This is a genomic window from Tianweitania aestuarii (assembly GCF_018457165.1).
GTDB classification, from domain to species: domain Bacteria; phylum Pseudomonadota; class Alphaproteobacteria; order Rhizobiales; family Rhizobiaceae; genus Tianweitania; species Tianweitania aestuarii.
Genome location: NZ_JAFMNX010000003.1, coordinates 136,499 through 158,578, shown reverse-complemented (window position 1 = coordinate 158,578; position 22,080 = coordinate 136,499). Strand labels below are relative to the sequence as shown.

16 protein-coding genes and 1 tRNA gene are annotated in these 22,080 nt (G+C 61.2%); 8 read left to right on the top strand and 9 right to left on the bottom strand.

Going from position 1 to position 22,080, the window contains the following annotated elements; all coding sequences use genetic code 11:
- Window positions 1–106: 106 nt before the first annotated feature.
- Complete coding sequence (locus JYU29_RS12555; RefSeq protein WP_213985169.1) at window positions 107–784, top strand: YggS family pyridoxal phosphate-dependent enzyme; 678 nt, start codon at window positions 107–109, stop codon at window positions 782–784.
- A 93-nt stretch (window positions 785–877) separates the two neighbouring features.
- On the opposite strand, the gene JYU29_RS12550 is transcribed toward JYU29_RS12555, so the two are convergent.
- On the bottom strand, window positions 878–1,984 hold the full coding sequence (locus JYU29_RS12550; protein WP_213985168.1) for a branched-chain amino acid ABC transporter substrate-binding protein: 1,107 nt from the start codon (window positions 1,982–1,984) through the stop codon (window positions 878–880).
- 254 nt (window positions 1,985–2,238) lie between these two features.
- Here JYU29_RS12550 and JYU29_RS12545 point away from each other — a divergent pair, with 254 nt between their 5' ends.
- The 5 genes from JYU29_RS12545 to JYU29_RS12525 all read left to right on the top strand — a co-directional run bounded on the left by JYU29_RS12545 (window position 2,239) and on the right by JYU29_RS12525 (window position 12,290).
- Complete coding sequence (locus tag JYU29_RS12545) at window positions 2,239–3,285, top strand: aldo/keto reductase (protein WP_213985167.1); 1,047 nt, start codon at window positions 2,239–2,241, stop codon at window positions 3,283–3,285.
- A gap of 165 nt (window positions 3,286–3,450) precedes the next feature.
- Complete coding sequence (gene acs / locus JYU29_RS12540; protein WP_213985166.1) at window positions 3,451–5,409, top strand: acetate--CoA ligase; 1,959 nt, start codon at window positions 3,451–3,453, stop codon at window positions 5,407–5,409.
- A 2-nt stretch (window positions 5,410–5,411) separates the two neighbouring features.
- On the top strand, window positions 5,412–6,023 hold the full coding sequence (locus JYU29_RS12535) for a LysE family translocator (protein WP_213985563.1): 612 nt from the start codon (window positions 5,412–5,414) through the stop codon (window positions 6,021–6,023).
- A gap of 115 nt (window positions 6,024–6,138) precedes the next feature.
- Window positions 6,139–10,875, top strand: coding sequence for an NAD-glutamate dehydrogenase (locus JYU29_RS12530; RefSeq protein ID WP_347879898.1), 4,737 nt, complete (start codon window positions 6,139–6,141; stop codon window positions 10,873–10,875).
- On the top strand, window positions 10,872–12,290 hold the full coding sequence (locus JYU29_RS12525; RefSeq protein ID WP_213985165.1) for an MFS transporter: 1,419 nt from the start codon (window positions 10,872–10,874) through the stop codon (window positions 12,288–12,290). Before JYU29_RS12530 ends, JYU29_RS12525 begins: the two co-directional genes overlap by 4 nt.
- Here the strand turns inward: JYU29_RS12525 and JYU29_RS12520 are convergent.
- The 3 genes from JYU29_RS12520 to rplU all read right to left on the bottom strand — a co-directional run bounded on the left by JYU29_RS12520 (window position 12,270) and on the right by rplU (window position 13,682).
- Entirely contained in the window at window positions 12,270–12,866 is a 597-nt protein-coding gene (locus tag JYU29_RS12520) for a GNAT family N-acetyltransferase (protein ID WP_213985164.1), read from the bottom strand. The genes JYU29_RS12525 and JYU29_RS12520 overlap by 21 nt on opposite strands.
- Before the next feature lie 121 nt (window positions 12,867–12,987).
- Complete coding sequence (gene rpmA / locus JYU29_RS12515; RefSeq protein WP_189504794.1) at window positions 12,988–13,257, bottom strand: 50S ribosomal protein L27; 270 nt, start codon at window positions 13,255–13,257, stop codon at window positions 12,988–12,990.
- A 110-nt stretch (window positions 13,258–13,367) separates the two neighbouring features.
- Window positions 13,368–13,682 carry a 50S ribosomal protein L21 gene (rplU, locus tag JYU29_RS12510; RefSeq protein WP_213985162.1) on the bottom strand — a complete coding sequence of 105 codons (315 nt, stop codon included), beginning with the start codon at window positions 13,680–13,682 and terminating at the stop codon, window positions 13,368–13,370.
- A 294-nt stretch (window positions 13,683–13,976) separates the two neighbouring features.
- On the opposite strand from rplU, the gene JYU29_RS12505 reads away from it, so the two are divergent.
- Window positions 13,977–14,066 (top strand) — tRNA-Ser (locus JYU29_RS12505).
- A 261-nt stretch (window positions 14,067–14,327) separates the two neighbouring features.
- The gene (locus tag JYU29_RS12500; RefSeq protein WP_213985161.1) at window positions 14,328–16,109 is read left to right on the top strand and encodes a site-specific integrase; all 1,782 of its coding nucleotides are present in this window, start codon (window positions 14,328–14,330) and stop codon (window positions 16,107–16,109) included.
- Window positions 16,110–16,553: 444 nt separating this feature from the next.
- Here JYU29_RS12500 and JYU29_RS12495 read toward each other — a convergent pair whose 3' ends face one another.
- From JYU29_RS12495 to JYU29_RS12475, 5 genes are read right to left on the bottom strand one after another with little or no spacing between them, the layout of a single operon-like run.
- A complete protein-coding gene (locus JYU29_RS12495) occupies window positions 16,554–17,519 on the bottom strand; it encodes a ComEC/Rec2 family competence protein (RefSeq protein WP_347879907.1) in 966 nt (321 codons plus the stop codon).
- A 5-nt stretch (window positions 17,520–17,524) separates the two neighbouring features.
- Window positions 17,525–18,196, bottom strand: a complete 672-nt coding sequence (locus tag JYU29_RS12490; protein ID WP_213985159.1) for an ANTAR domain-containing protein — start codon at window positions 18,194–18,196, stop codon at window positions 17,525–17,527.
- A 4-nt stretch (window positions 18,197–18,200) separates the two neighbouring features.
- A complete protein-coding gene (locus JYU29_RS12485; protein ID WP_213985158.1) occupies window positions 18,201–20,261 on the bottom strand; it encodes a sensor histidine kinase in 2,061 nt (686 codons plus the stop codon).
- Window positions 20,254–21,582: an N-6 DNA methylase gene (locus tag JYU29_RS12480; protein ID WP_213985157.1), complete on the bottom strand. Its 1,329-nt coding sequence runs from the start codon at window positions 21,580–21,582 to the stop codon at window positions 20,254–20,256. The genes JYU29_RS12485 and JYU29_RS12480 overlap by 8 nt, the downstream gene beginning before the upstream one ends.
- Window positions 21,579–22,016 (bottom strand): helix-turn-helix transcriptional regulator, encoded by a 438-nt coding sequence (locus tag JYU29_RS12475; protein WP_284144930.1) that lies wholly within the window; start codon window positions 22,014–22,016, stop codon window positions 21,579–21,581. The genes JYU29_RS12480 and JYU29_RS12475 overlap by 4 nt, the downstream gene beginning before the upstream one ends.
- Between the last annotated feature and the right edge of the window lie 64 nt (window positions 22,017–22,080).

The window sequence follows — 22,080 nt, the reverse complement described above, 5'->3', positions numbered from 1 at the left end:
AGTGGAGCGGCAAGCGCCGCCGGCAAGTCGGGAAACGGGCTTTTGCTTGACGAAACGCCCTATGCCGATCCAAACGGCACAGCTTGGATCGCAGGAGAATGCAACCATGTCGGACGCAGTCGATAACCTCAATCAGGTTCAATCGCGTATCGAGGACGCCGAGCGGCAGGCGCAGCGCGTGGCACGTTCGACGCAGCTCGTGGCCGTATCGAAGACCTTTGACGGGGACGCGATCCGCCCGGTTCTCGAAGCCGGACAGCGCATCTTCGGTGAAAACAAGGTGCAGGAAGCGCAAGGCAAGTGGCCGGCGCTGAAGAGCGAGTTTGCCGATGTCTGCCTGCATCTGATCGGGCCGTTGCAGTCCAACAAGGCCAGGGATGCCGTTGCGCTGTTCGACGTGATCGAAACGGTGGATCGCGAAAAGATCGCGGCGGAGCTTGCCAAGGAGATCGCCCGGCAGGAACGCGCGCTGCGGCTTTATGTGCAGGTCAATACCGGCTCGGAGCCGCAAAAGGCCGGCATCGAGCCGGGGGAAGCCGTTGCTTTCGTTCAGCGCTGCCGCGACGTGCATGGGCTGGCGATCGAGGGCCTGATGTGCATTCCGCCGGCAGACGAGAACCCGGGTCCGCACTTCGCGCTTCTTGAAAAGCTTGCGAAAAAGGCGGGTCTGGACAAGCTTTCGATGGGCATGTCGGGCGATTACGAGACGGCGATCGCGTTCGGGGCAACGTCGGTGCGGGTGGGCTCGGCGATCTTCGGAACGCGGCCTCGATCGAACGATTGAACCGCGCAAGGGTCGCCGAAACAACGATTTTAAGCCGATGATTCACGTGAAAAGGGCCGGCAAGCCGGCCCCTTTTAACGATTTGGCGCGCGCTTATTCGCCGGCGGAAACGATCTTGCCGTCTTCCCACTTGAACAAGGAGAAGCTCGGCGACGACAGGTCACCGGTTTCGCCATAGGTCAGATCGCCGATGGCGGTCTTGATCGGCTGGCCATCCTTGAGCGCTGCGGCAACGGCGGTGCTGTCTTCAGCGCCGGCCTTTTCGATGCCGGCCTGCAGGACCTGCACGGCGGCATAGGCGTTGAGCGTGAAGGCTTCGGCCGGGATGTTCTTGGCTTCCAGAGCCTTGATGGCTTCAGCCGAGGACGGGTTCTTCGAAGCGTCGCTGGCATTGGTGAAAAGCGTGCCGGCAGCTGCTTCGTTGCCGATCGACCAGAACTCGGTGTTGGACAGGCCTTCGCCGCCGATGATGGTGGCCTGGACGCCGGCATCCTTCAGCTGACGGGCAAGCAGACCGCCTTCGGGATGGTAGCCGCCGAAATAGATGACTTCGACATTGTCGGCCTTGAGGCGCGATGTCAGCGCGGAGAAGTCCTTTTCGCCCGGTGTCAGCGAATTATAGAAGACTTCCGTCACGCCGCCTTCGTTGATGCCGGCCTTGAAGGCGTCGGCGAGGCCTTTGCCATAGGTGCCGTTGTCATGAACGATGCCGATGCGCTTGTCCTTCATATTGGCAAGCACGTAATCGGCGGCCACTTCGGCCTGCTGATCATCCCGGCCGCAGGTGCGCAGCACATTGTCGAGCCCACGGTTGGTGAGTTCCGGCGCGGTTGCCGTGGGCGTTACCATCAGCACGCCGTTTTCGGCGAACACGTCAGACGCGGCCATGGCGACACCGGACGTAACCGGGCCGACCACGAACTTGATGCCGTCGGCTACGAGCTTGTTGGCAGCCGATACGCCCTGCGTCGGGTCGCCGGCATCGTCGGCGAGCGTCAGAACGAGCTTTTCGCCCTTGATGCCACCGGCGGCATTGATCACCTCGACAGCGGCTTCCGCACCGTTCTTCACCTGGGCGCCATAAGCGGCCACAGGGCCGGTCAGCGGCGCGATCAGGCCAACGGCGATGTCGGCATGAGCGGCGGAGTTAAAGGCGAGCGATGCGGCGAAAGCCGCGCTTGCGAGAAGTATCTTGCGCATTTCCTGCTCCTATTCTGCTTTTTGCCATCGAAAACGGATAATTTTCGACAGGAAAGGCTATGGCTAAGACAAGGAAAGGCTTGATGCAATCGACCAGGCCGTGATCGCGGCTCTGCCAGAAGGAAAGATTGAACCGGGATGGTTGCGACCGCAAAAGCGCGTTCCATCTAACGCCTTGTCATCCTCCTTTCACGAGGCGAGCCCGATCAACGGATGGCCCGATCAACGGATGGGATGACCAAGGAGATCTCCTCATGAAATACAATCAACTTGGCCGCACGGGCCTGTTTGTTTCCGAAATCTGCCTCGGCACGATGACCTTCGGCGAAGCGGGCGAAGGCCAGTGGGGCAAAATCGCTGGCGTCGACCAGGAGGGCGCGAACGCGCTGGTCGAGCGGGCGCTGGCTGCCGGCGTCAATTTCATCGACACCGCCAATGTGTATTCCTTCGGCGAATCCGAGCGGCTGCTCGGACAAGCGCTGCTGGACCTCGACGTGCCGCGCAACGAAGTGGTGATCGCCACCAAGGTGCATGGGCCGATGGGCGACAAGCCCAACCAGCGCGGATCTTCGCGCGGCCATATCATGGACGCCGTGGAAGAAAGCCTGGAAAACCTGCAGCTCGATTATGTCGACCTGTATCAGCTGCACGGCACCGACCCGGTGACGCCGATCGACGAAACGCTGCGGGCGCTCGACGATCTCGTGTCGAGCGGTCTCGTGCGGTATGTCGGCGTGTCGAACTGGCAGGCTTGGCGCATCGCCAAGGCGCTCGGCATTTCGGAGCGCAAGGACATCGCGCGTTTCGAAACGGTGCAGGCCTATTACTCCATTGCCGGTCGTGATCTCGAACGCGAGATCGTGCCGCTGATGGACGAAGAAAAGCTCGGCCTGATGGTGTGGTCGCCACTGGCCGGTGGTTTGTTGTCCGGCAAGTATGGACCGGGTGCGCCGAACGAAGGGGAAGGTCGTCGCAAGACCTTCGACTTCCCGCCGGTGAACACGGACAAGGCCTGGCCGATCGTTGCCGCCATGCGCGAGATCGCATCCAAGCACGGTTCGGATGTCGCCACCGTGGCGCTGGCCTACATCCTTGCCAAGCCATTCGTGATGAGCGTGATCATCGGTGCAAGCCGCATGGATCAGCTCGAGCAGAACCTGGCGGCGGTTGATCTAAAGCTCGATGCCGACGATCTCGGCAAGCTCGACGAGATCAGCAAGCTTTCGCCGGAATATCCGGGCTGGATGCTGGAGCGTCAGGGCGCGGGACGCCGTCCCGAGCCGTTCAAGCCCGAAAGCTGATCGGTGCAAACGATGAGCGCGCGGCTGCCGGTGGTGGCCGCGTTTTCGTTTGCTTGCTTGGCTGACACCGCTGCAAAGGTCTAATGTCGGCGAAGCGGCGTTGTTGCTAGGAACGTTCCAGGGAGGAGCGCCGAACACGGCGCTTGTTGAGGGAGGCACCATCATATGACCGAAGCACAGCTTCATCCGGTTCAGCCGGAATGGAAAGAACGCGCGCTGATCGACGACGCGACCTATCGCGCCTGGTACGAGACCAGCGTGCGCGATCCGGAAGCGTTCTGGAACAAGCATGGCCAGCGCATCGACTGGTCGAAGCCCTTCACCAAGGTGAAGAACACCTCCTTCGATGGCGATGTGTCGATCCGCTGGTTCGAGGATGGCGAAACCAACGTTGCCGCCAACTGCATCGACCGCCACCTTGCCGAGCGCGGCGATCAGGTTGCGATCATCTGGGAGGGCGACGACCCAAAGGATGATCGCAAGATCACCTATCGCGAAATGCACGACCAGGTCTGCCGCCTTTCCAATGTGCTGAAAGAGAATGGCGTCGAAAAAGGCGACCGCGTCACGATCTATATGCCGATGATACCGGAAGCCGCTTATGCGATGCTGGCCTGCGCGCGCATCGGTGCGGTACATTCCGTGGTGTTCGGCGGCTTTTCACCCGATGCGCTGGCCGGCCGTATCGTGGATTGCCAGTCCACCTTCCTGATCACCGCCGATGAAGGCCTGCGCGGCGGCAAGACGATCCCGCTCAAGGACAATGCCGACAAGGCGCTCGACATCGCCACGCGGCAAGGCGTGACGGTGCGCAGCGTGGTCGTGGTGAAGCGGACCGGCAACAGCGTCGGCTGGGTCGAGGGGCGCGATCTGTGGTATCACGACGCCGTGGAGAAAGCGTCGCCGGACTGTCCGGCTGAGGCCATGAATGCGGAAGATCCGCTGTTCATTCTTTACACGTCAGGCTCGACCGGCAAGCCGAAGGGGGTGCTGCACACCACCGGCGGCTATCTTGTTTATGCCGCGATGACGCATGAATATGTGTTCGATTATCATGACGGCGACATCTACTGGTGCACGGCCGATGTGGGCTGGGTCACCGGGCACAGCTATATCGTGTATGGACCGCTCGCCAACGGCGCGACGACGCTGATGTTCGAGGGCGTGCCGAATTATCCGGACCAGTCGCGGTTCTGGAAGATCATCGACAAGCATCAGGTCAACATCTTCTATACCGCGCCGACCGCGCTGCGCGCCCTGATGGGGGCCGGCGACAGGTATGTCACGTCCTCTTCGCGCAAGTCCCTGAAGGTGCTGGGTTCGGTTGGCGAGCCGATCAATCCGGAAGCCTGGGAATGGTATTACAAGGTGGTTGGCGACAGCCGCGTGCCGATCGTCGACACCTGGTGGCAAACCGAAACCGGTGGCATCCTGATCACCCCGCTGCCCGGCGCGACCGATCTCAAGGCGGGTTCGGCAACGCGGCCGTTCTTCGGCGTGCAGCCGCAGCTGGTGGATGCGGAAGGCGGCGTTTTGGAAGGTGCGGCCGACGGCAATCTGTGCATCGTGGATTCGTGGCCGGGCCAGATGCGTACGGTTTACGGCGACCATGAGCGCTTCGTGCAGACCTACTTCTCGACCTATCCCGGCAAGTATTTCACCGGCGACGGCTGCCGCCGCGACGCCGATGGCTATTACTGGATCACCGGCCGCGTCGATGACGTGTTGAACGTGTCCGGCCACCGGATGGGAACGGCGGAAGTGGAATCCGCGCTGGTTTCCCACGACAAGGTCTCCGAAGCCGCCGTTGTCGGCTATCCGCATGACGTGAAGGGGCAGGGCATCTACTGCTATGTCACGCTGATGAACGGCGTGGAGCCGACGGACGCGTTGCGCAAGGAGCTTGTCGCCCATGTCAGGCGCGAGATCGGCGCGATTGCTTCGCCCGACAAGATCCAGTTCTCGCCGGGCCTGCCGAAAACACGCTCGGGCAAGATCATGCGCCGCATCCTGCGCAAGATCGCCGAGGATGATTATGGCGCGCTGGGCGACACCTCGACGCTGGCCGATCCGGCGGTGGTGGACGATCTCGTTTCCAATCGCCAGAACAAGAAGGTGACATGAGGGTGGACGCAGCGTCGCTCCTCCTTTTTGCCGGCGCGCTGTTCGTGGCGGCCGGCTCGCCGGGTCCAAGCATCGCCGCGCTTGTGGCGCGGGTTTTGACCGGCGGCTTGAGAAGCGTGTTGCCGTTTCTCCTTGCGATGTGGGTTGGCGAGGCGATCTGGCTGTCCCTGGCCGTGTTCGGCCTCGCCTTCATCGCGCAGACATTTCAGCTCGCTTTCACGATCATCAAGTGGGCCGGCGTCGGTTATCTCGTTTGGCTGGCGTGGAAGATGTGGAGCGCGCCGGTGAAAGCCGAAAGCGAGGACCTGCCGAGAGGTGACGCACCCTGGCGGATGTTTGCTGCCGGTTTGGCCGTAACGCTCGGCAATCCCAAGATCATGATGTTCTATCTGGCGCTGCTGCCCACGATCATCGATCTCGGCAAGGTGACGCTCATGGGCTGGGCAGAGCTGACCGCGACCATGGTGCTCGTGCTCATGGCGATCGACATCGGCTGGGCCTTTGCGGCCTCACAGGCGCGGTGCTTCCTGCGCTCGCCCTTCGCCATGCGGATCGCCAACCGTGCAAGCGCCACGGCCATGGCAGGGGCGGCAGGGGTTATCGCGTCGCGCTGAGGCCAAGCGGCCGTCATCATTGCATCATGCTTCGCCGGCACTTTCCTGTTTGGGGTAGTCGATAAATAACCAGAAGCGACTAGATAACCCCGAAAGCAGATGGCTGGAGAAAATCGTGGACAGCGCAAGCCCGACATCGCCGCAGGGATCATCCGGTTCGAACTTTTCCAAGCGTTTGTTTGAACGCGCGCCGGCTGAAGACCTGGCGCGCTACGATGCCGCGACCCTCGATGCGGCCGCTTCCTTTGCCAGGCAGGCGCTGAAACAGCATCGCCGTGGCCAAAGCGTCGTTGCGATCGATACGCTCGCCATGCCGGACGGCAAGACGCCGCTGACCGCGATCACCGTGGTCAACGACAACATGCCGTTCCTGTTCGATTCGGTTGTGGGCGAAGTGGCGGCGGAAGCCGGTGAAGCGGCTTTGGTCGTGCATCCGATCTTCGACGTGCGCCATGATGCGGACGGCGCTTTTGCGGAAATCGTGTCCGGCGAAACGGGTGCCGAGACCGACCGCGTCAGCGTGATCCAGATCCATGCGGCACAGCTAAGCGGTGCCGATGCCGACGGTCTCACGCAGCGCATCCTGGCGATCCTCAAGCAGGTGCAGGCAGCCGTCAGGGGCTGGAAGCCGATGCTGGCGCGCCTCGATCAGGCGATCGACGGCTTTCGCAATGCGCCGGCGCAACTGGCGAAGCCCGCCGTGGATGAGGCCGTCGCCTTTCTGGAATGGTTGCGCAACGAGAACTTCACCTTCCTCGGCATGCGCGACTTCCATTACCAGGGCGATGCGACCGACGGCGCGCTGGAGCGGGTGGAAACGCCGGGTCTTGGCATTCTGGCTGATCCGGATGTGCGGGTGCTGCGCCGTGGCAACGAACCGGTGGTGACCACGCCGGAAATCCGCGCCTTCCTGCATGGCCCCGAACCACTTCTCGTGACCAAGGCCAACGCCAAGACGGCGGTGCATCGCCGTGGCTATCTCGATTACATCGGCGTGAAGACCTTTGCCGCCGATGGCAGTCTGCAGGGCGAGTTGCGCATCGTCGGCCTGTTCACGTCGACGGCCTACACCCGGTCGGTGATGACGATCCCTTATCTGCGCTCCAAAGCGAAGACGGTGATCGAAACGCTCGGCTTCAATCCGAGCGACCACAGCGGCAAGGCGCTGATCAACGTCCTGGAAAGCTATCCGCGCGACGAGCTGTTCCAGATCGAGGTGCCGGTTCTGCGCGACCATGCGGAAGCGATCCTGGCGCTGGGCGAGCGCCCGCGCGTGCGGGTTCTGACGCGTGCGGACCAGTTCGATCGCTTCGTGTCGGTTCTCGTTTTCGTGCCGCGCGACCGCTACGATTCGGTCGTGCGCGAAAAGATCGCGACCTTCCTCAAAACGATCTATCGCGGCCGCGTATCGGCCTATTATCCGTCCTTCCCGGAAGGGGCGCTGGCGCGTGTCCACTTCATCATCGGCCGCTCGGAAGGGGAAACGCCGACGCCGACGCAAGGCGAGCTGGAAGCTGCCGTGCGCGGTATCGTGCGCACCTGGGAAGACGCGCTGCGCGAGGCGGTGATCCAGGCCGGGCCGTCGCTGCAGGTGCTGACCGTTGCCGCGCGACTGCCGGAGTTCTACCGCGAAAGCTTTTCGCCCGTTGATGCGCTGCTTGATGCCGAGCGGCTTTCCGGTCTGGCCGCCGACAACGCCATCGCGATCGATTTTTACCGTCGTGAGGACCAGCCCGACACGGCCTTGTCCCTGAAGATCCACCATTATGCGGCGCCCGTTCCCTTGTCGCAGCGCGTGCCGCTGTTGGAAAACATGGGCTTCCGGGTGATCAGCGAACGCACGTTCGAGATCCCGCATACGGGAGGCGAGGGCGCCGATTTCATTCATGACATGGAGCTGGAGCCGGCAGACGGGCGTGCACTCGATCTGGCCGATTCCGGCGCTTTGTTTGAAAGCGTGTTTCTGGCCGTCTGGAACAATCAGGCCGACAACGACGGCTATAATGGACTGGCGCTAACGGCGGAGGTTTCGGCCCCCGACATCGTGGTTTTGCGTGCTTACGGCCATTATCTGCAGCAGGCCGGCATTCCGCAAAGCCAGGATTTCATTGCCGGCGTTCTCAACCGCTCGCCGGTCATTGCACGCGCCTTACTCGACCTGTTCCGGGCACGGTTGCAGGCAGGAGATGCGGCGGCTGAGACGGCTTGCGCCGACACGATCCTGCAGGCGCTGGACGATGTGGCGAGCCTGGACGACGACACGGTTCTGCGCCGTTTCCTGAACCTCGTTCAGGCCACGCTGCGCACCAACCATTTTGCCGGCGACATGGCCGTTGGCGCGACTTTGGCCCTCAAGCTCGATGCGCGTGCGGTGACCGGTTTGCCGGAGCCGCGTCCGTGGCGCGAAATCTTTGTGTATGGGCCGGATGTCGAGGGCGTGCATCTGCGCTTCGGGCCGGTGGCGCGCGGCGGTCTGCGCTGGTCGGACCGGGCGCAAGATTATCGCACCGAAGTGCTGGGCCTGGTGAAGGCGCAGCAGGTGAAGAACGCCGTGATCGTGCCGGTGGGCGCGAAGGGCGGTTTCTTTCCCAAGAAGCTGCCGGCGGGCGGCTCGCGCAATGCAGTGTTCGAAGCGGGCACGCAGGCCTACATCACCTTCGTCTCGGCGCTTCTTTCGATCACCGACAATATCGTCGGCGATCATGTCGTGCCGCCAGCCAATGTTCTGCGCCGTGACGAAGACGATCCGTATTTCGTGGTTGCAGCCGACAAGGGCACGGCCACCTTCTCCGACACGGCCAATGCGATCAGCCAGGCGCATGACTTCTGGCTGGACGATGCCTTTGCCAGCGGCGGCTCGGCAGGCTACGACCACAAGAAGATGGGCATCACGGCGCGCGGCGCGTGGGAAGCGGTGAAGCGCCACTTCCGCGAGATGAACCGCGACATCCAGTCCGAGCCCTTCACGGCCGCCGGCGTGGGCGACATGTCGGGCGACGTGTTCGGCAACGGCATGCTCCTGTCGGAACAGACCAAGCTGGTTGCGGCCTTCGACCATCGCGACATCTTCATCGATCCGAACCCGGATCTGGCGCTTTCCTTTGCCGAGCGCAAACGGCTGTTCGATCTGCCGCGTTCGTCCTGGCAGGATTACGACAAGGATGTCCTGTCGGCCGGCGGCATGATCGTGCCGCGTGCCCTGAAGTCGGTGATCCTGACGCCTCAGGCGGCGCAGCTGCTCGGCCTGCCGGAAGGAGCGGCGTCGCCGGTCCAGATCATGACCGCGATCCTGCGGCTCAAGGTTGACCTTCTGTGGTTCGGCGGCATCGGCACCTATATTCGCGGCTCCAGCGAAAACAATGCGGATGTCGGCGACCGCGCCAATGACGCAATCCGCATCACCGGAGCGGATGTCGGCGCAAAGGTGATCGGCGAGGGCGCCAATCTCGGTGTCACCCAGCGCGGGCGCATCGAATACGGTCTGCGCGGCGGTCGCTGCAACTCGGACGCGATCGACAATTCGGGCGGTGTGAATTCGTCGGATCTGGAGGTCAACATCAAGATCGCGCTTGCGTCCGCCATGCGTTCGAACAGGCTGACGCGCCAGGACCGCAATGTGTTCCTGGCCGAAATGACCGGCTCGGTGGCATCGCTGGTGCTGGAAAACAACTACCGGCAGACGCTGGCGCTTTCTTTGGCCGAACGGCGCGGACTGGTGGAACTGCCTTACCAGCGCCGGTTCATCACCGGACTGGAAGAACGAGGCCTGCTGGATCGCACGGTGGAAGTGCTGCCATCCGATGCCGCCCTTGCGGATCGGGAAACGCGTGGCGTGCCGCTGACGCGCGCGGAACTCGGCGTGCTTCTGGCCTATGCCAAGCTGACCCTGTTTGCCGATCTGGTAGGCTCAGGCCTGCCGGACGAGCCGGTGTTCGAGCGCGACCTGATCAGCTACTTCCCGCCTGAAATGGCAGAACCTTATCGCGACGAGATCCTCGGCCATCGTTTGCGCCGCGAAATCATTGCAACCGAAGTGGCCAACGACATCGTCGATCGCGGCGGCCCGGCTTTCGTGTCGCGGCTGCAGGACATGACGGGAGCGAGCACCGCCGAAGTCGTGCATGCTACCGTTCTGGTGCGCGACGGGTTCGAACTCGCCGCGCTTTATGCGGCCGTGGATGCGCTCGACAATCGGATCGACGGCCATGCGCAGCTCGATCTTTATGCCTCGATCGCCCGGCTGGCACGTCATGCCACGACCTGGCAGCTGCGCAACGGCGATCACACCAAACCCCTAGCGGAGCAGGTGGTCAATCTGCGGGCGACCCGTACCGCGCTCGAGAGCACCTTGCCGGGTCTGTTGCCGAATGGCTCGCGCGACAAGCTGCAGGAGCGCGCGCGCGCCCTGATCGAACAGGGTTTGACGCCGGAGCTGGCGGACAAGATCGCGCTGCTCGACGTGCTGCATGTCGTTCCCGAAATCATGCAAGTGGCGGCGCGTTCGGGGTCGACCTTGCCGGCAGCCGCAAAGGCTTTCTTTGCCGTCACGACGATCTTCCGCATCGGCCGCCTTGAGGATGCCATTCGCACGCTCAACCCGACCGATTACTACGAGGGTCTGGCCCTGACCCGGGCAGAAGACATGGTGGGCGCGGCACGCCGCAGGATCGCGGCCGCAGCATTGCAGGCAGAGCCAACCGGCGATCGTGCTGCGGATGACTGGGTTGAACGCTCAGGCGAGCTCGTTGCGCGCGCCCGCACACGGCTGGAAGCATTGACGGAATCCGGCGAGCTGACCGTTTCCAAGCTCACGGTCGCGTCCGGCATCCTGTCCGACCTCGCGCAAGGATGACGCATTCCACCCCCTTGCCGCCCGCCCCTCTCGACGGGCAAGTGCCAAGAACCAAGGGCATCTGGGGGTGGATGCTGTTTGACTGGGCTGCGCAGCCCTTTTTCACGGTGGTGACCACCTTCATCTTCGGTCCGTATTTCGTGTCGCGGATGGTGGAAGATCCCGCAGTGGGGCAGGCGGCGTGGGGCTACGGCATCGCGGCCGCCGGTCTGGTGATCGCTGTTCTGTCGCCGGTTCTGGGCTCGATCGCCGATCAGACCGGGCGGCGCAAGGTGTGGATCGGCATCTTTGCCTTCATCAAGATCACCAGCCTGATCCTTCTTTGGTGGGCGGCACCAGGCTCCAACCTCTTCTGGCCGCTGCTGGCCTTTGCGGTGGCGAGCGTTGCCGCCGAGTTTTCGATCGTCTTCAACGATTCCATGCTGCCGCGGCTGGGCGCCGGGCGCGACATCGGCCGCATTTCCAACCTGGCTTGGGGCCTGGGCTATGCCGGCGGCATGATCGTGCTGATCTTCGTGGTGGGCTTCGTGGCGGGAACCCCGGATGGCGGGCGCACCCTGCTCGGCTTCCAGCCCTTGTTCGGGCTCGATCCGGCCGCGGGCGAAGATGCACGCGCAACCGGACCGATCGCTGCGCTCTGGTATCTCGTTTTCATCTTGCCGATGTTTCTGTTCACGCCGGACACGCGAACGGGCACGCCGGTCGGCACCGCCGTGCGGCAAGGCCTAGGCGAGCTGCGGGACACGATCAGCGAAGTGCAGGGACGCCCGGGCATTCTGCGCTTTCTCGTCGGGCGCATGATCTATCAGGACGGCGTCAACGCGCTGATCGCGCTGGGCGGCACCTTTGCCGCGCTGCTGTTTTCCTGGTCGGTTACCGAAATCGGCCTGTTCGGCATCATCCTGAACGTGGCCGCAATCCTCGGCTGCCTTCTTGCCAGCCGCCTCGACAATCGTTTCGGCTCGAAGGCCGTGGTGGTGTTGTCGCTGGTGATCCTGATCGTGGCCACGCTCGGCATCGCCTCGACCACGGCTGACGCGACGCTGTTCGGGTGGCTGCGGCTGGGGGCCAGCGATGTGCCGGGCCTGTTCGGATCGGCGGCCGAAAAAGCCTATATCTTCTATGGTCTGCTGATCGGCGTGGCGTTCGGGCCGGTGCAGGCGTCGTCGCGCGCGTATCTCGCGCGCAGCATTCCGCCCGAAGATGCAGGGCGGTATTTCGGCCTTTATGCGCTGTCGGGCCGCGCCACCAGCTTCGTTGCGCCCTTCGTGGTGGCGACGGTCACCGCCCTGTCCGGCTCGCCGGCGGCAGGGATGGCGACCATCATCCTTTTCCTTGTGGCTGGCTTGGCCATCCTCTTGCGCACGCCTTACCCCGCTGACAAGACCGACGCGTCAGTTGTTGCGCGGCCATGAGCGCAGGCTGATCCAGGTCTTGCGGTCGAGCTGATAGCGCTCCACCGGTACCTGTCCCACGGTCCGCGACTGCGCCATGCCCGGGCCCGCATAATGAAAGCCGCATTTCTGGATCACTCGGCGCGAGGCGGTGTTCACCACGCGGCAGCTGGCATAAAGCCGGTTGATCTCGGTCGCGCGGAACGCGAGATCAACCAGCGCATGCGCGGCTTCGGTGGCAAAACCCTCGCCCTGATGGGGAAGACCGATCCAGTAACCGAGCGCCAAGCCTTCGCTGCCTTCGATCAAACTGGCGCAGCCAATGAAGGCACCGTTGTCGGCGAGGGTCAGCGCATAGCCGATGCCCGCCGTTGCATTGTTATTGCAGCGCGTGATGAAGGCGCGCGCTTCCCGCTCGCCATAGGGATGCGGCATGCTTGAAAGCATCGACGCCAGCTGACGGTTGTTGGCGTATTGAACGAGATCCAGCACGTCGTCGTCATGGGGCGGGCGCAGCACCAGTCGCTCGGTCACCAGCACAGGGCAGTTGATCGCGAACGCGCTTCTGTCTTCCAGGTCTTCCTTCTCGACAACCATCGTGCAGTCCCTCCAGGACACGAAAAAGGGGAGATGGCGCCCCATCTCCCCTTCATCTGATCTGGATTTCACCAGACACCGGACCCCGAGATGGGCGCCGGTGTTGTGGTGCGGAACCGGCTTATTCCGCGGCTTCGGCCAGTGCGTCGACCGACACGTAGGTACGGCCGTTGGCTTTCGCGCGGAACGACACGGCACCTGGAACGAGCGCAAAAAGGGTATGGTCCTTGCCCATGCCCACATTGGTGCCCGGATGCCACTTGGTGCCGCGCTGACGAATGATGATGTTGCCCGGAATGACCTGCTCGCCACCGAACTTCTTCACGCCAAGGCGCTTGGATTCCGAATCGCGACCGTTGCGCGACGAACCGCCAGCTTTCTTGTGTGCCATGGATCTACTCCTTGAATGGCGCTCTTTGTGCCTGATGACCTCACAGGGATCAAGCGGCGCCCAAAAATTGTCGTTGCGTCAATCCAAGCCTTCAGGCCCGGATCAGTTCCTCAAGCAGCCGAAATGCCGGTGATGCGAACCACCGTGTGCATCTGGCGCTGGCCGCGCTTGCGGCGCGAATTCTGACGGCGGCGCTTCTTGAACGCGATAACGGTCTTGGAGCGGCCGTGCTCGACGATTTCCGCGGTGACCTTGGCGCCGGAAACGAAGGGCGCGCCGAGCGTGGTGTTGTTCTCATCGCCATAAGCGAGAACTTCGCCGAACTCGATCGTGTCGCCGGGATTGCCGGTGAGATTGCTGATGGTGACGACGTCGTCGGCAGCAACGCGATACTGCTTACCGCCGGTCTTGATGACTGCGAACATCTTTCTTCCTTTCGGTGTTCATCCGGCTCTGAGCAAAAACCGCCCGGCCGTCTTCTTGTCAGTCTTGTTGCTCGAATTGGCTCCAATCGGCAGATCGGAACGCGTGTCTGGCCAAAACCAGGCACGGCACGCAGGGATCGAGGATCCATGCATGATCGCGCGTCCATAAAGGAGCGGTCTCGTTGCGTCAAGATCGATGCACAAGCTTCTTGGATTTGCTACGTTTGCCCCTTGTGTCCGACCGCATCTCCTTATATGGAGTGCGCCGCGCCTTTAATCAGGCGGACCAGCCGCGGAGAGGTGGCAGAGTGGTCGAATGCACCGCACTCGAAATGCGGCATGGGTGCAAGCTCATCGGGGGTTCGAATCCCCCCCTCTCCGCCACTTCTGTGGACCTCTTCCCCAATCTGCGCTAACCGTCTGTTCCGACTGGGAAATCATTTCCTGCGGCTCCCGATTGGAGGGAGATGGAAGGTGTACGTATCGCGCAATGTATCGGCAGACATATCGTCGGAAGTATCGCTGGACGTATCGTCAGGTCCGTCGCGCAGCAGGTCGCGTTTGGCTGATCAAGACAACCGGAGGAACGGCTCGCCGGGTCGATATCTCATTCGGTCAGGGTCCGTTTATCTTTTCCAGATCAGAATGCCGGAAGACATTGGCGGATCGCCCGCGCACACTTGGCGCATCGGCCTGGGTCCGCTGACGGCAAGACAGGCACGGGTGGAGGCGGAGCTGCTGGCGGCGCATGCTCGCATCCGTTTCGAGCAGATCAGGACAGCACGCATGCAGGACGATCAATCAGAAGGTGATGACGGCGACCTCCTTGTGGCGATTGGCGAGGTCAAGGGCTACCTCATGGCCGTCCGTGATCAGATAGAGCGGCCCTCACCGCCTACGCCCCCGCATCAGGAGCCTGCATTTGCGGGTATTCGCGGGCTCGTATCGCTCAACCGCGAGCTTGCAAAAGGCCCTGAGGGCAACTCGCTCATCGTTGATAATGCCGAGTTGCTGAAAGCGCAGTCCATTGCCCGCGTCATGGAGACGGTCGAAATCGTTGACGGGACGAAGAAGATGACACCGCCGCTGCGCCAGGCCAATCCGCCTGCGCCTGAAGCGGATCCTGTTGCAAGACATGTCGGCGCTCTTGACGGGGCCAAGACTTCCGCATCCGCATTGCACCTGAAGGGAACCAGCGCCTTCGTTCCGGCCGCCGCGGCTGCCCAGCCCGAGCAGGCTTCTCCAGGACGGATCCATCGCGACGACAGCGGCAAGATCATCCCTGGTTTTCGCCTCGACAGGCGGAGCGTGACACGTAAATCGTCCGACCTGCCGCGTCTCAGTGAAGTGGCAGAGGAGTACTTCGCTGCACGGGAGGTCAAGCTCGGCGGCGGTCACAAGGATATAAAGACTGCCCGGATGCGCCTCGGCGTCTTCCTCGACCTCATCGGAGATCATCCGGTGGATACCTATACGCCAGCAGACCTTCAGGCCTTCATCGCCCTCATGACACACTGGCCCGCTCAAGAGCGTCACAGGCCGTCGGACAAGTCGCCGCGTGAGATACTGGCAGCAAACGCCGACCTCAGCTTCAAGCCACTGAAGCGTTCGGCACTGGAAGACGGTTACGTCACCACCGCCAGATCGATCATCCGGTACAAAATGACGGACTACGAGTATCCCGATCCGTTTTTGAATGCGAAGCTGAGATACCCGGAAACCGCAGCGCCAAAGCAGTCCACGGAGCCTCTGAGTTCGGATCAAAAGACCCGGATCTTCCGGACCGGCGTGGAAGGCGGCCTGCTTGACGAAGCGGTATTGCCTCTCTTGGGCGATCTGACTGGGCGCCGGCTTGGCCTCCTGGTTCACCTTCAGGGGAGCGACCTTCGTGAAAAGTACCCCGGCGTGTTTGTAGCGCAGACGGGCGGTATCGTTCTCACCGCGGATGGCGTGTGGCGGCGCGTACCGATCAAGACCGACCAGAGCACCACCTTCTTCATCCTGCACGATTTTCTGCGGGAGATCGGCTTCGTAGACTGGGCAAGAGCAAAGGGGCAAACCTCTCTCTTCCCGGAACTGACGCGTTTGGCGGAGCCCAGCAAAAGTGCCAGTTCGTACATGCAACGTCTTTTCAAGAAGGCTGGGGTTCAGGGACAGGGCCGTGAAGTCTTCCATTCCCTTCGTGGTGGCCACATCGATTTTCTCCGCAAGGCCAAGGTCGATGCGCGCGATAGACGTTTGCAAGCTGGGCACAAGATCGACAACGAGCATGATCTATACGGCTTCAAGGCCATAACTGAGGACCGGGCATTCGAAATCGCCCATGCGAAGCTCGACCAGCGGGTGGACTACTCAATGTTTCGTGGGCTTGATTTCGAGAAGCTCGCACAAGGCAAACGGACGCGAGGTCGGAGGGTAAAGGGCTAGCGATGGAGGCGAGCGAAGGAGGAGCCTCGCTCTGCCTTGCAGCCCGTCGCGGACATTCAAGCAGACTTTGCTCGCGCCCAAAAGTTGACGTAGCGCCCGAACGAGATTGAGATCAGCTTTGCGCCCCATTTCGGCCGTTCGATCCGCTTAAGCGCTTCCTAGAAGCGGACATGGCAGGAGGGGTCGCTTAGCGACAGGTTTTGGGAGAAAACCAGGTGGCCAAGATCACTGAACTCGTGCTTCTCAATGCCGGATGGCGCCGCGAGGTCGAGCGCGCCGCCTAGCCACCAGCTCTTCCCAATGGGATCGCACGATCTGCGAGGGTATCAGTTCCGACTGAACACTGCTCGCCCACGCCGACTGAGTAGCCCATGCGACGCGCGGGTCGGCGTAAACTCCCGTATGACGCGACGAGGGCGCCGATCAAATGCGCCAGACCGCAGTTCAGTGCTTCGTCCTAGCACACATAGGCGATGCGACTTGCGATGAAACGAATTCCCGGAAGGAAGCCTCGGCTTTCTTATCCCGAAGGGCGCCATGTTCGGTAAGCGTCAAGGAGATTGTTCCCGCGCAACTATGGTGGGTGCTTTTGCCTGACGCTGGCCAGTCTTCGAGATGAGCCGTGCCCCTGGCTTCACCACACGCTGTTGCCAGTTGCGTGCAGGCAAGGCCGCACCCGTAGTCGAGAATGGCACCGACGACATCTGCTCTCGGGTTGCCGTGCTTATTTCTCCCGTTGGAGACGAAGACCCTATCGGGTTGAACAAGCGACAATAAGGCTGCTGCGAAATTCGCTGCCTGATTTGTTCCCGGCAGCCCACCATGATGTGGGAATACCAACGCAGATGCTTCTAGGTTAATTTTAGTTGTTTGAATGTCCTTGAGGGCGACAACGTCCAGATCGCCAGCCAGCAGCACGCCCACATCTGGGTAGCGTTCTACCTTGATCACTGCTGAGAGTGAATTCGCCGTGTTCGTGCCGCCTGCCGGTGCAACGCCACCGTTTGCCGACAGGGCAAGAGCACTCGACGGCGAGACGATCTTGAGGCGGAGGTCGCCCACCACGAGGTCGGGGGTCGCTACGGTCAGGCTGGGGACCGTACGAAATTTCCCAGTCCTAGACGCAACTGCCACCGCAGCGACGAGGTCTTTCCACACCGTGGACTTTCGGTCTCGATCTGGATTGAGATACAGACACCCAACCGTAATCCGAGTGCTGGTCAGCAGAGCCAGAATACCATGGATGTGATCGGCGTCCGCGTGTGAGATGAAGGCGTGCTCGACGTGGGTGATGCCGAGCTGATCCAAGGTGTCCAGCAGGGCTGATCCGGCTGGAGAATCTATGACTGCCGTGCAACCGGCGCCACGGACGATCGTGCAGTTTCCGTGCCCTACATCGAGAATGATCACGTCGCTCAAAACGGATTCCCGGCTGCCTCGACTACCTCGTCAACGTTGTCGAAGAACAGTTCATCCTCATGAGTAGCGCCGATGTTAACCTCCCCCAGCAGGTAGTCGCCGGCTTTTACCGAACGACGTACCGCAGGTCCGAGTAGTTGCACTGGCAACGCAAAGGCGTGATTGGGATTCCAGGAGGGAATGACGATGTCTATATAACCCTCCCGGACCGCCTCCACTCTCATGAGAACACGATGAGGCTTCCTGCTTGCGACGGGCGTATCCTCGATCTCATGCTGGACCACCTCGCGCAGGGCGTCTATGTCTTCGATCCGGAAGGTGTCTCGGCCCCTAATTACAGGTATCTGGGAGCGAGCAAGTCGCAGGGCCACGCGATCCGGATCTTGATAGGTGGTCAGCAGCATCGCGGGTCGCTTCAGCTCAATCAGACGCTTCACTACCTCAACGCCGTTGAACGAAGCGTACTGCTTCGCAGTCAGTCTCTGATCGCAAATGACGAAGCTCGGATCCAATCCCTCCACTTCATCTATCAGCTTGTCGATCCTGTTACCGAAGGGCCCGAGGATTGGTATAGCATCATAATCGCAGTCCTGAAGCTGGTCTACGATAGTGTCACGGCCGTCCGGTTCGTCGTCGATGACTGCTACGCGTCTTGCCAAATTCATCATTGGTCTACTCGAACAGGGCCCGCATTGGAAAAAGTTTGATAGTGAATTTGGCCCCACCGAATTCAGTCAATGGATCCACGTCGATCTTGCCACTCAAATCAGAGACCGAATCTCTGACGATGGTCAAGCCGAAGCCCGTTCCATCGGGCTGGCTCGTAACGCCGGGGAGAAAGATTTCAGATACGTCGAAATCCTTGATGCCTCCAGCATTATCCTCGACCATGATCAGCACGTCGCCATCATAGGCAGTCGAAATCCGAATCCGTCGCGTCTCGACGTCCGTGGAGCGTCGCTGGAAGGCGTTGATCGAGTTGGTGACCAGGTTCAGCAGCACGCCTTCTATAAGAGCCTCGCTACCACTGACTGCCGAAGTTGAGGCGTTGAGGCTGACCTCCATCTCGACATTGAAATGTCCCAGAACAGGGGCAATCAGGTCGACTAGGCCTCGAACACAGGGGTCGATGTCAACCCTTCCTCTCCGCCGCTTGCTCTTGGCGAGAAGTTTGAGCGGGATCGAGATGAACGAGTTAAGACGTTCCTTCTGCCGGGTAATTCTCCCAACACGCCGATCCGCGTCCTTTCGACGGTCTTCGGGTATCATTTTGAGGATCATGCCGAGATTGGTATCGAGCAGTTCGAGCGGACGCCCTATCTCGTGCGCAAAGACTGCGGAGGTCATTCCGGCAGTAGCCAACGAGCGATAGAGCTGCAGCTCTTCGCGTAGGACCTTGGTTTCTTGCTCGTTTGCCCTAAGAACACGCTCAATGGCGTTGTCGACCACCTTACGCTGCGTGTCCGGGACGGTTTTCGCGAGGACCTTGTCCAACGAGGCCGATGCTTTGGCGGTTCGTTTGCTCTTGTCGTCGCGCTCAGCCCGCCTCCCGGACTCTCGCTCACTGACACGCACTTTGGCGGCCCAATCCAGTGTGTCTATGCAGAAGCGTCGCAATTCGTGGAAGGCCTCACTCTCCAGATAACCGACGCGGTCGGTCTTCTGCACCAGTGCGCCAGCGGTGTTGGAGACGCCCACGCGCCCAATGGAGGTGTTAGTGCCGGGGCGCAGCTCAGGGCTGCGCACACGCAGCAAGTTGAGATCGAGCCAGTCGTTTCCAGGTCCACCATAGGCAGGAACCCGGATGCCATCCTGATACACGTGCACACCGCCGATGTGCTTCAGCCATGCGCGCACCTCAGGAAGTGTGGAACTCTTGTTGGAAAATCTCCCGGCATCGAGGACAAAATGCCAGAGGTCGAATTCTAGTTTTGGCGCTTCATAGGTCCTGGTGGCGTTGGATGAATACAGAACCTCGCCCTTCCAATCCAATAGGGAGAACTGACCCTCGCCATGGTCATTCAGTGTACCTCGAATCCTGAAGTCTGCATCTCGGAAGTATGAAGTCTCTACCTTGGACTGGAGATCCTCGAACTCGTTGGCTTCCAGTTCAGCTGTGAACCCCGGGTCGCTCGACCCGCCTGAATCGGCATGGATCTCTCGGAATGGATCGGAAAGCAGCAGGAGGTTGCGGGCCAACTTGTCTGCCGTCCCACGTGGGAACGGTGCTCGAAGATTCTCGATATGTATCTCGGTGCCGTGCCCTTTTGTTGTTGGACTACGCACCAGCGAGAGCTCGACTTCCTCGACTGCAATCGCCTCGTCGAACTTGTCCCAATTCAGCTCCAGGCGCAGCTCAATGCCTGGCTCCTCGAAAGGCCGGGTGAGGACGACCACCTTGCGCCCGAGCCTCATCGCTGACAGGCGCCCGAGGCCCTTATCGCCCACTTGAATTCTGCCAAGCCTTCGGGTCGGGGCAGTGGCCGCTTTTCGAGACCTCCCAACCACGAGGAAGCCCTCAACGAGGTCGGCTTCCGTCATTCCGGAACCATCGTCTACCACACGAATGGCGCCCCCTTCGACAGAGGTCCTTTCGAGTTTAACAGTGCACCGCAGCGCGTCGGCGTCATAGGCGTTCTTGACCAGCTCCATGATGCCTTGGTCCGCTTGCGGAACAAGCTCCTCGCCTAGTCTTGCAAGTATCGACGGAGAAAATCTGAGCCGTTCACTCATCCAACAGCTTCCAAGGCAGAGACCTGATCGCGCCGGTTGTCAGGTGCCGGCAGCGCATCAGATCGTTCAATCGGTCATTGATGGCCTGCGATTGCAGCAAGGCCAGTAGCGCTTCGCAGGACTGCACCGACCCGTCGTTAGGAATAGCCACAAGCAAATGGTTCTCTACTGCAACGGGCTCGTCACCCTCTACGATTGTGCCAACGGCTCGCATTTTGTCGCTCGGGCTTGAGGTGCGCCGGATCGCGACGAATGGAGGTAGGAATGCTCTACCAGTATGGTGTCGGCTTGCGGTTGGCGTGAAAGTGCTCCAGGCAGGCGTCGTCTTTGCGCAGATGTAAGCTCTCTCAGGCCCTGCCAAAGGATCCCGGTGGGGAACGACTGTGCCCACGCGCACTTCGAAGCGATCTCCCAGCGAAAGATTTGCAGGCTCAATCGGGGATTGCCAAAGTGGGCCGTCCGATCGAGTGAGCAGCGTCGTGAAGACGTCTACGTCCGTCCACGAGTCGAATTGGCCCCGAGCCTCAAACGATCCCGAGTAACCCCGCTCGGCCAATGCGGACTTGAATCGCCCATAGCGCGCGCCGCACCTAAGGACTTCAGGCAGGACGGCGGCAACTGGGACATTCGGGCCGATTTTCAGTGTCAGGTGGTCAAGAAAAATGGCGGCCGCGTTGATCTTCCCCGCCGCCCAATCAAGCTTTTCGTGCCAAACTATTTTGCCGAACGGAGGGTTGAAGACCACCGCATCCGCAGAGCTCAACAGGCCATGGCTCTCCTCAGCGAATATGTCCTGCACCAGTATGTTGGGGAAGTAGGCGAGCGGGTCGATCTCCTCGTCGAAGCCTCCTCTGGCCCGTGCCATGATGCAAAGACGTCCCTTGCACAGGCGGATCAGGTCCTCTCGCGTGTCGAAGCCCGCTAGCCGAGCTCCCCACGCATCAAGAGTCTTCTCCAGCGTTTCGTGCAATGGCAGATGAGCAGCCCTGGCGATCAAAAGATCGCCGATGCCGCACGTCGGATCTAGGACCAACGCGTCCTCGTCAATCACTCCCAACAGCTTGGAGGCGAGAAGGGCCGCGACGTTCTCGCTGGAGAAGAATGCGCCGATCTCTCGACGCGTCTTGATGTCGACAGTCTTGCGGAAGGCCAAGTACGCCGCTCCGTTCAACAACGGATGCGAAGACGTGATTGCCAGCCCATCGTTGCGTCCAGACCGAGCAGTGGTTATGGCAAGCTCGACGAAAGCGTCAAATGTTCCTAGGCGTTTTCCCGAACTCATGGCGTCCGCAGCAGCCGGGATATGCTCTTCTATCGTCATGACCGAATGCCAGCCCAATCGCGCTTAAGCTGGACCAGATCTTCTAGTGTGCGGGGCCACATTGGATCGTCCGGGCTGGTCACGTTGATGAGACCTATGACACCCTGCGCCCGATATAGCATTTGCCGACCAATGTCGCTGCCACCCGCTGATATCCAGTCCTGCATGGACTTTTTTAATAACAAGCTCCGCTCTGACGACGGGTCGGCTCGAACAGATGCGTCGTCCAGAAGATCCGCCACGTCTTGATGCAACCTTTCAAGTGATGGCTCGCCGGGTAGCCCTCTCTCGGCGACATAGCGTACTGCCAGCTCGGTGCGACGCTCCAGAACGTCGGTGCTGCGTTCCATTCGCCCTATGCTTTCCCTCGACATCCCAATCGCTCGCGCGAGGGCGGCTTGAGACAAACCGACCCTCTGGCGAAGGGCCTTCATTTCGACGCCGTTCAAGAGTAGCCCCGCGCATGAAAAAGAGATATGATGACACGTATGGCTACTG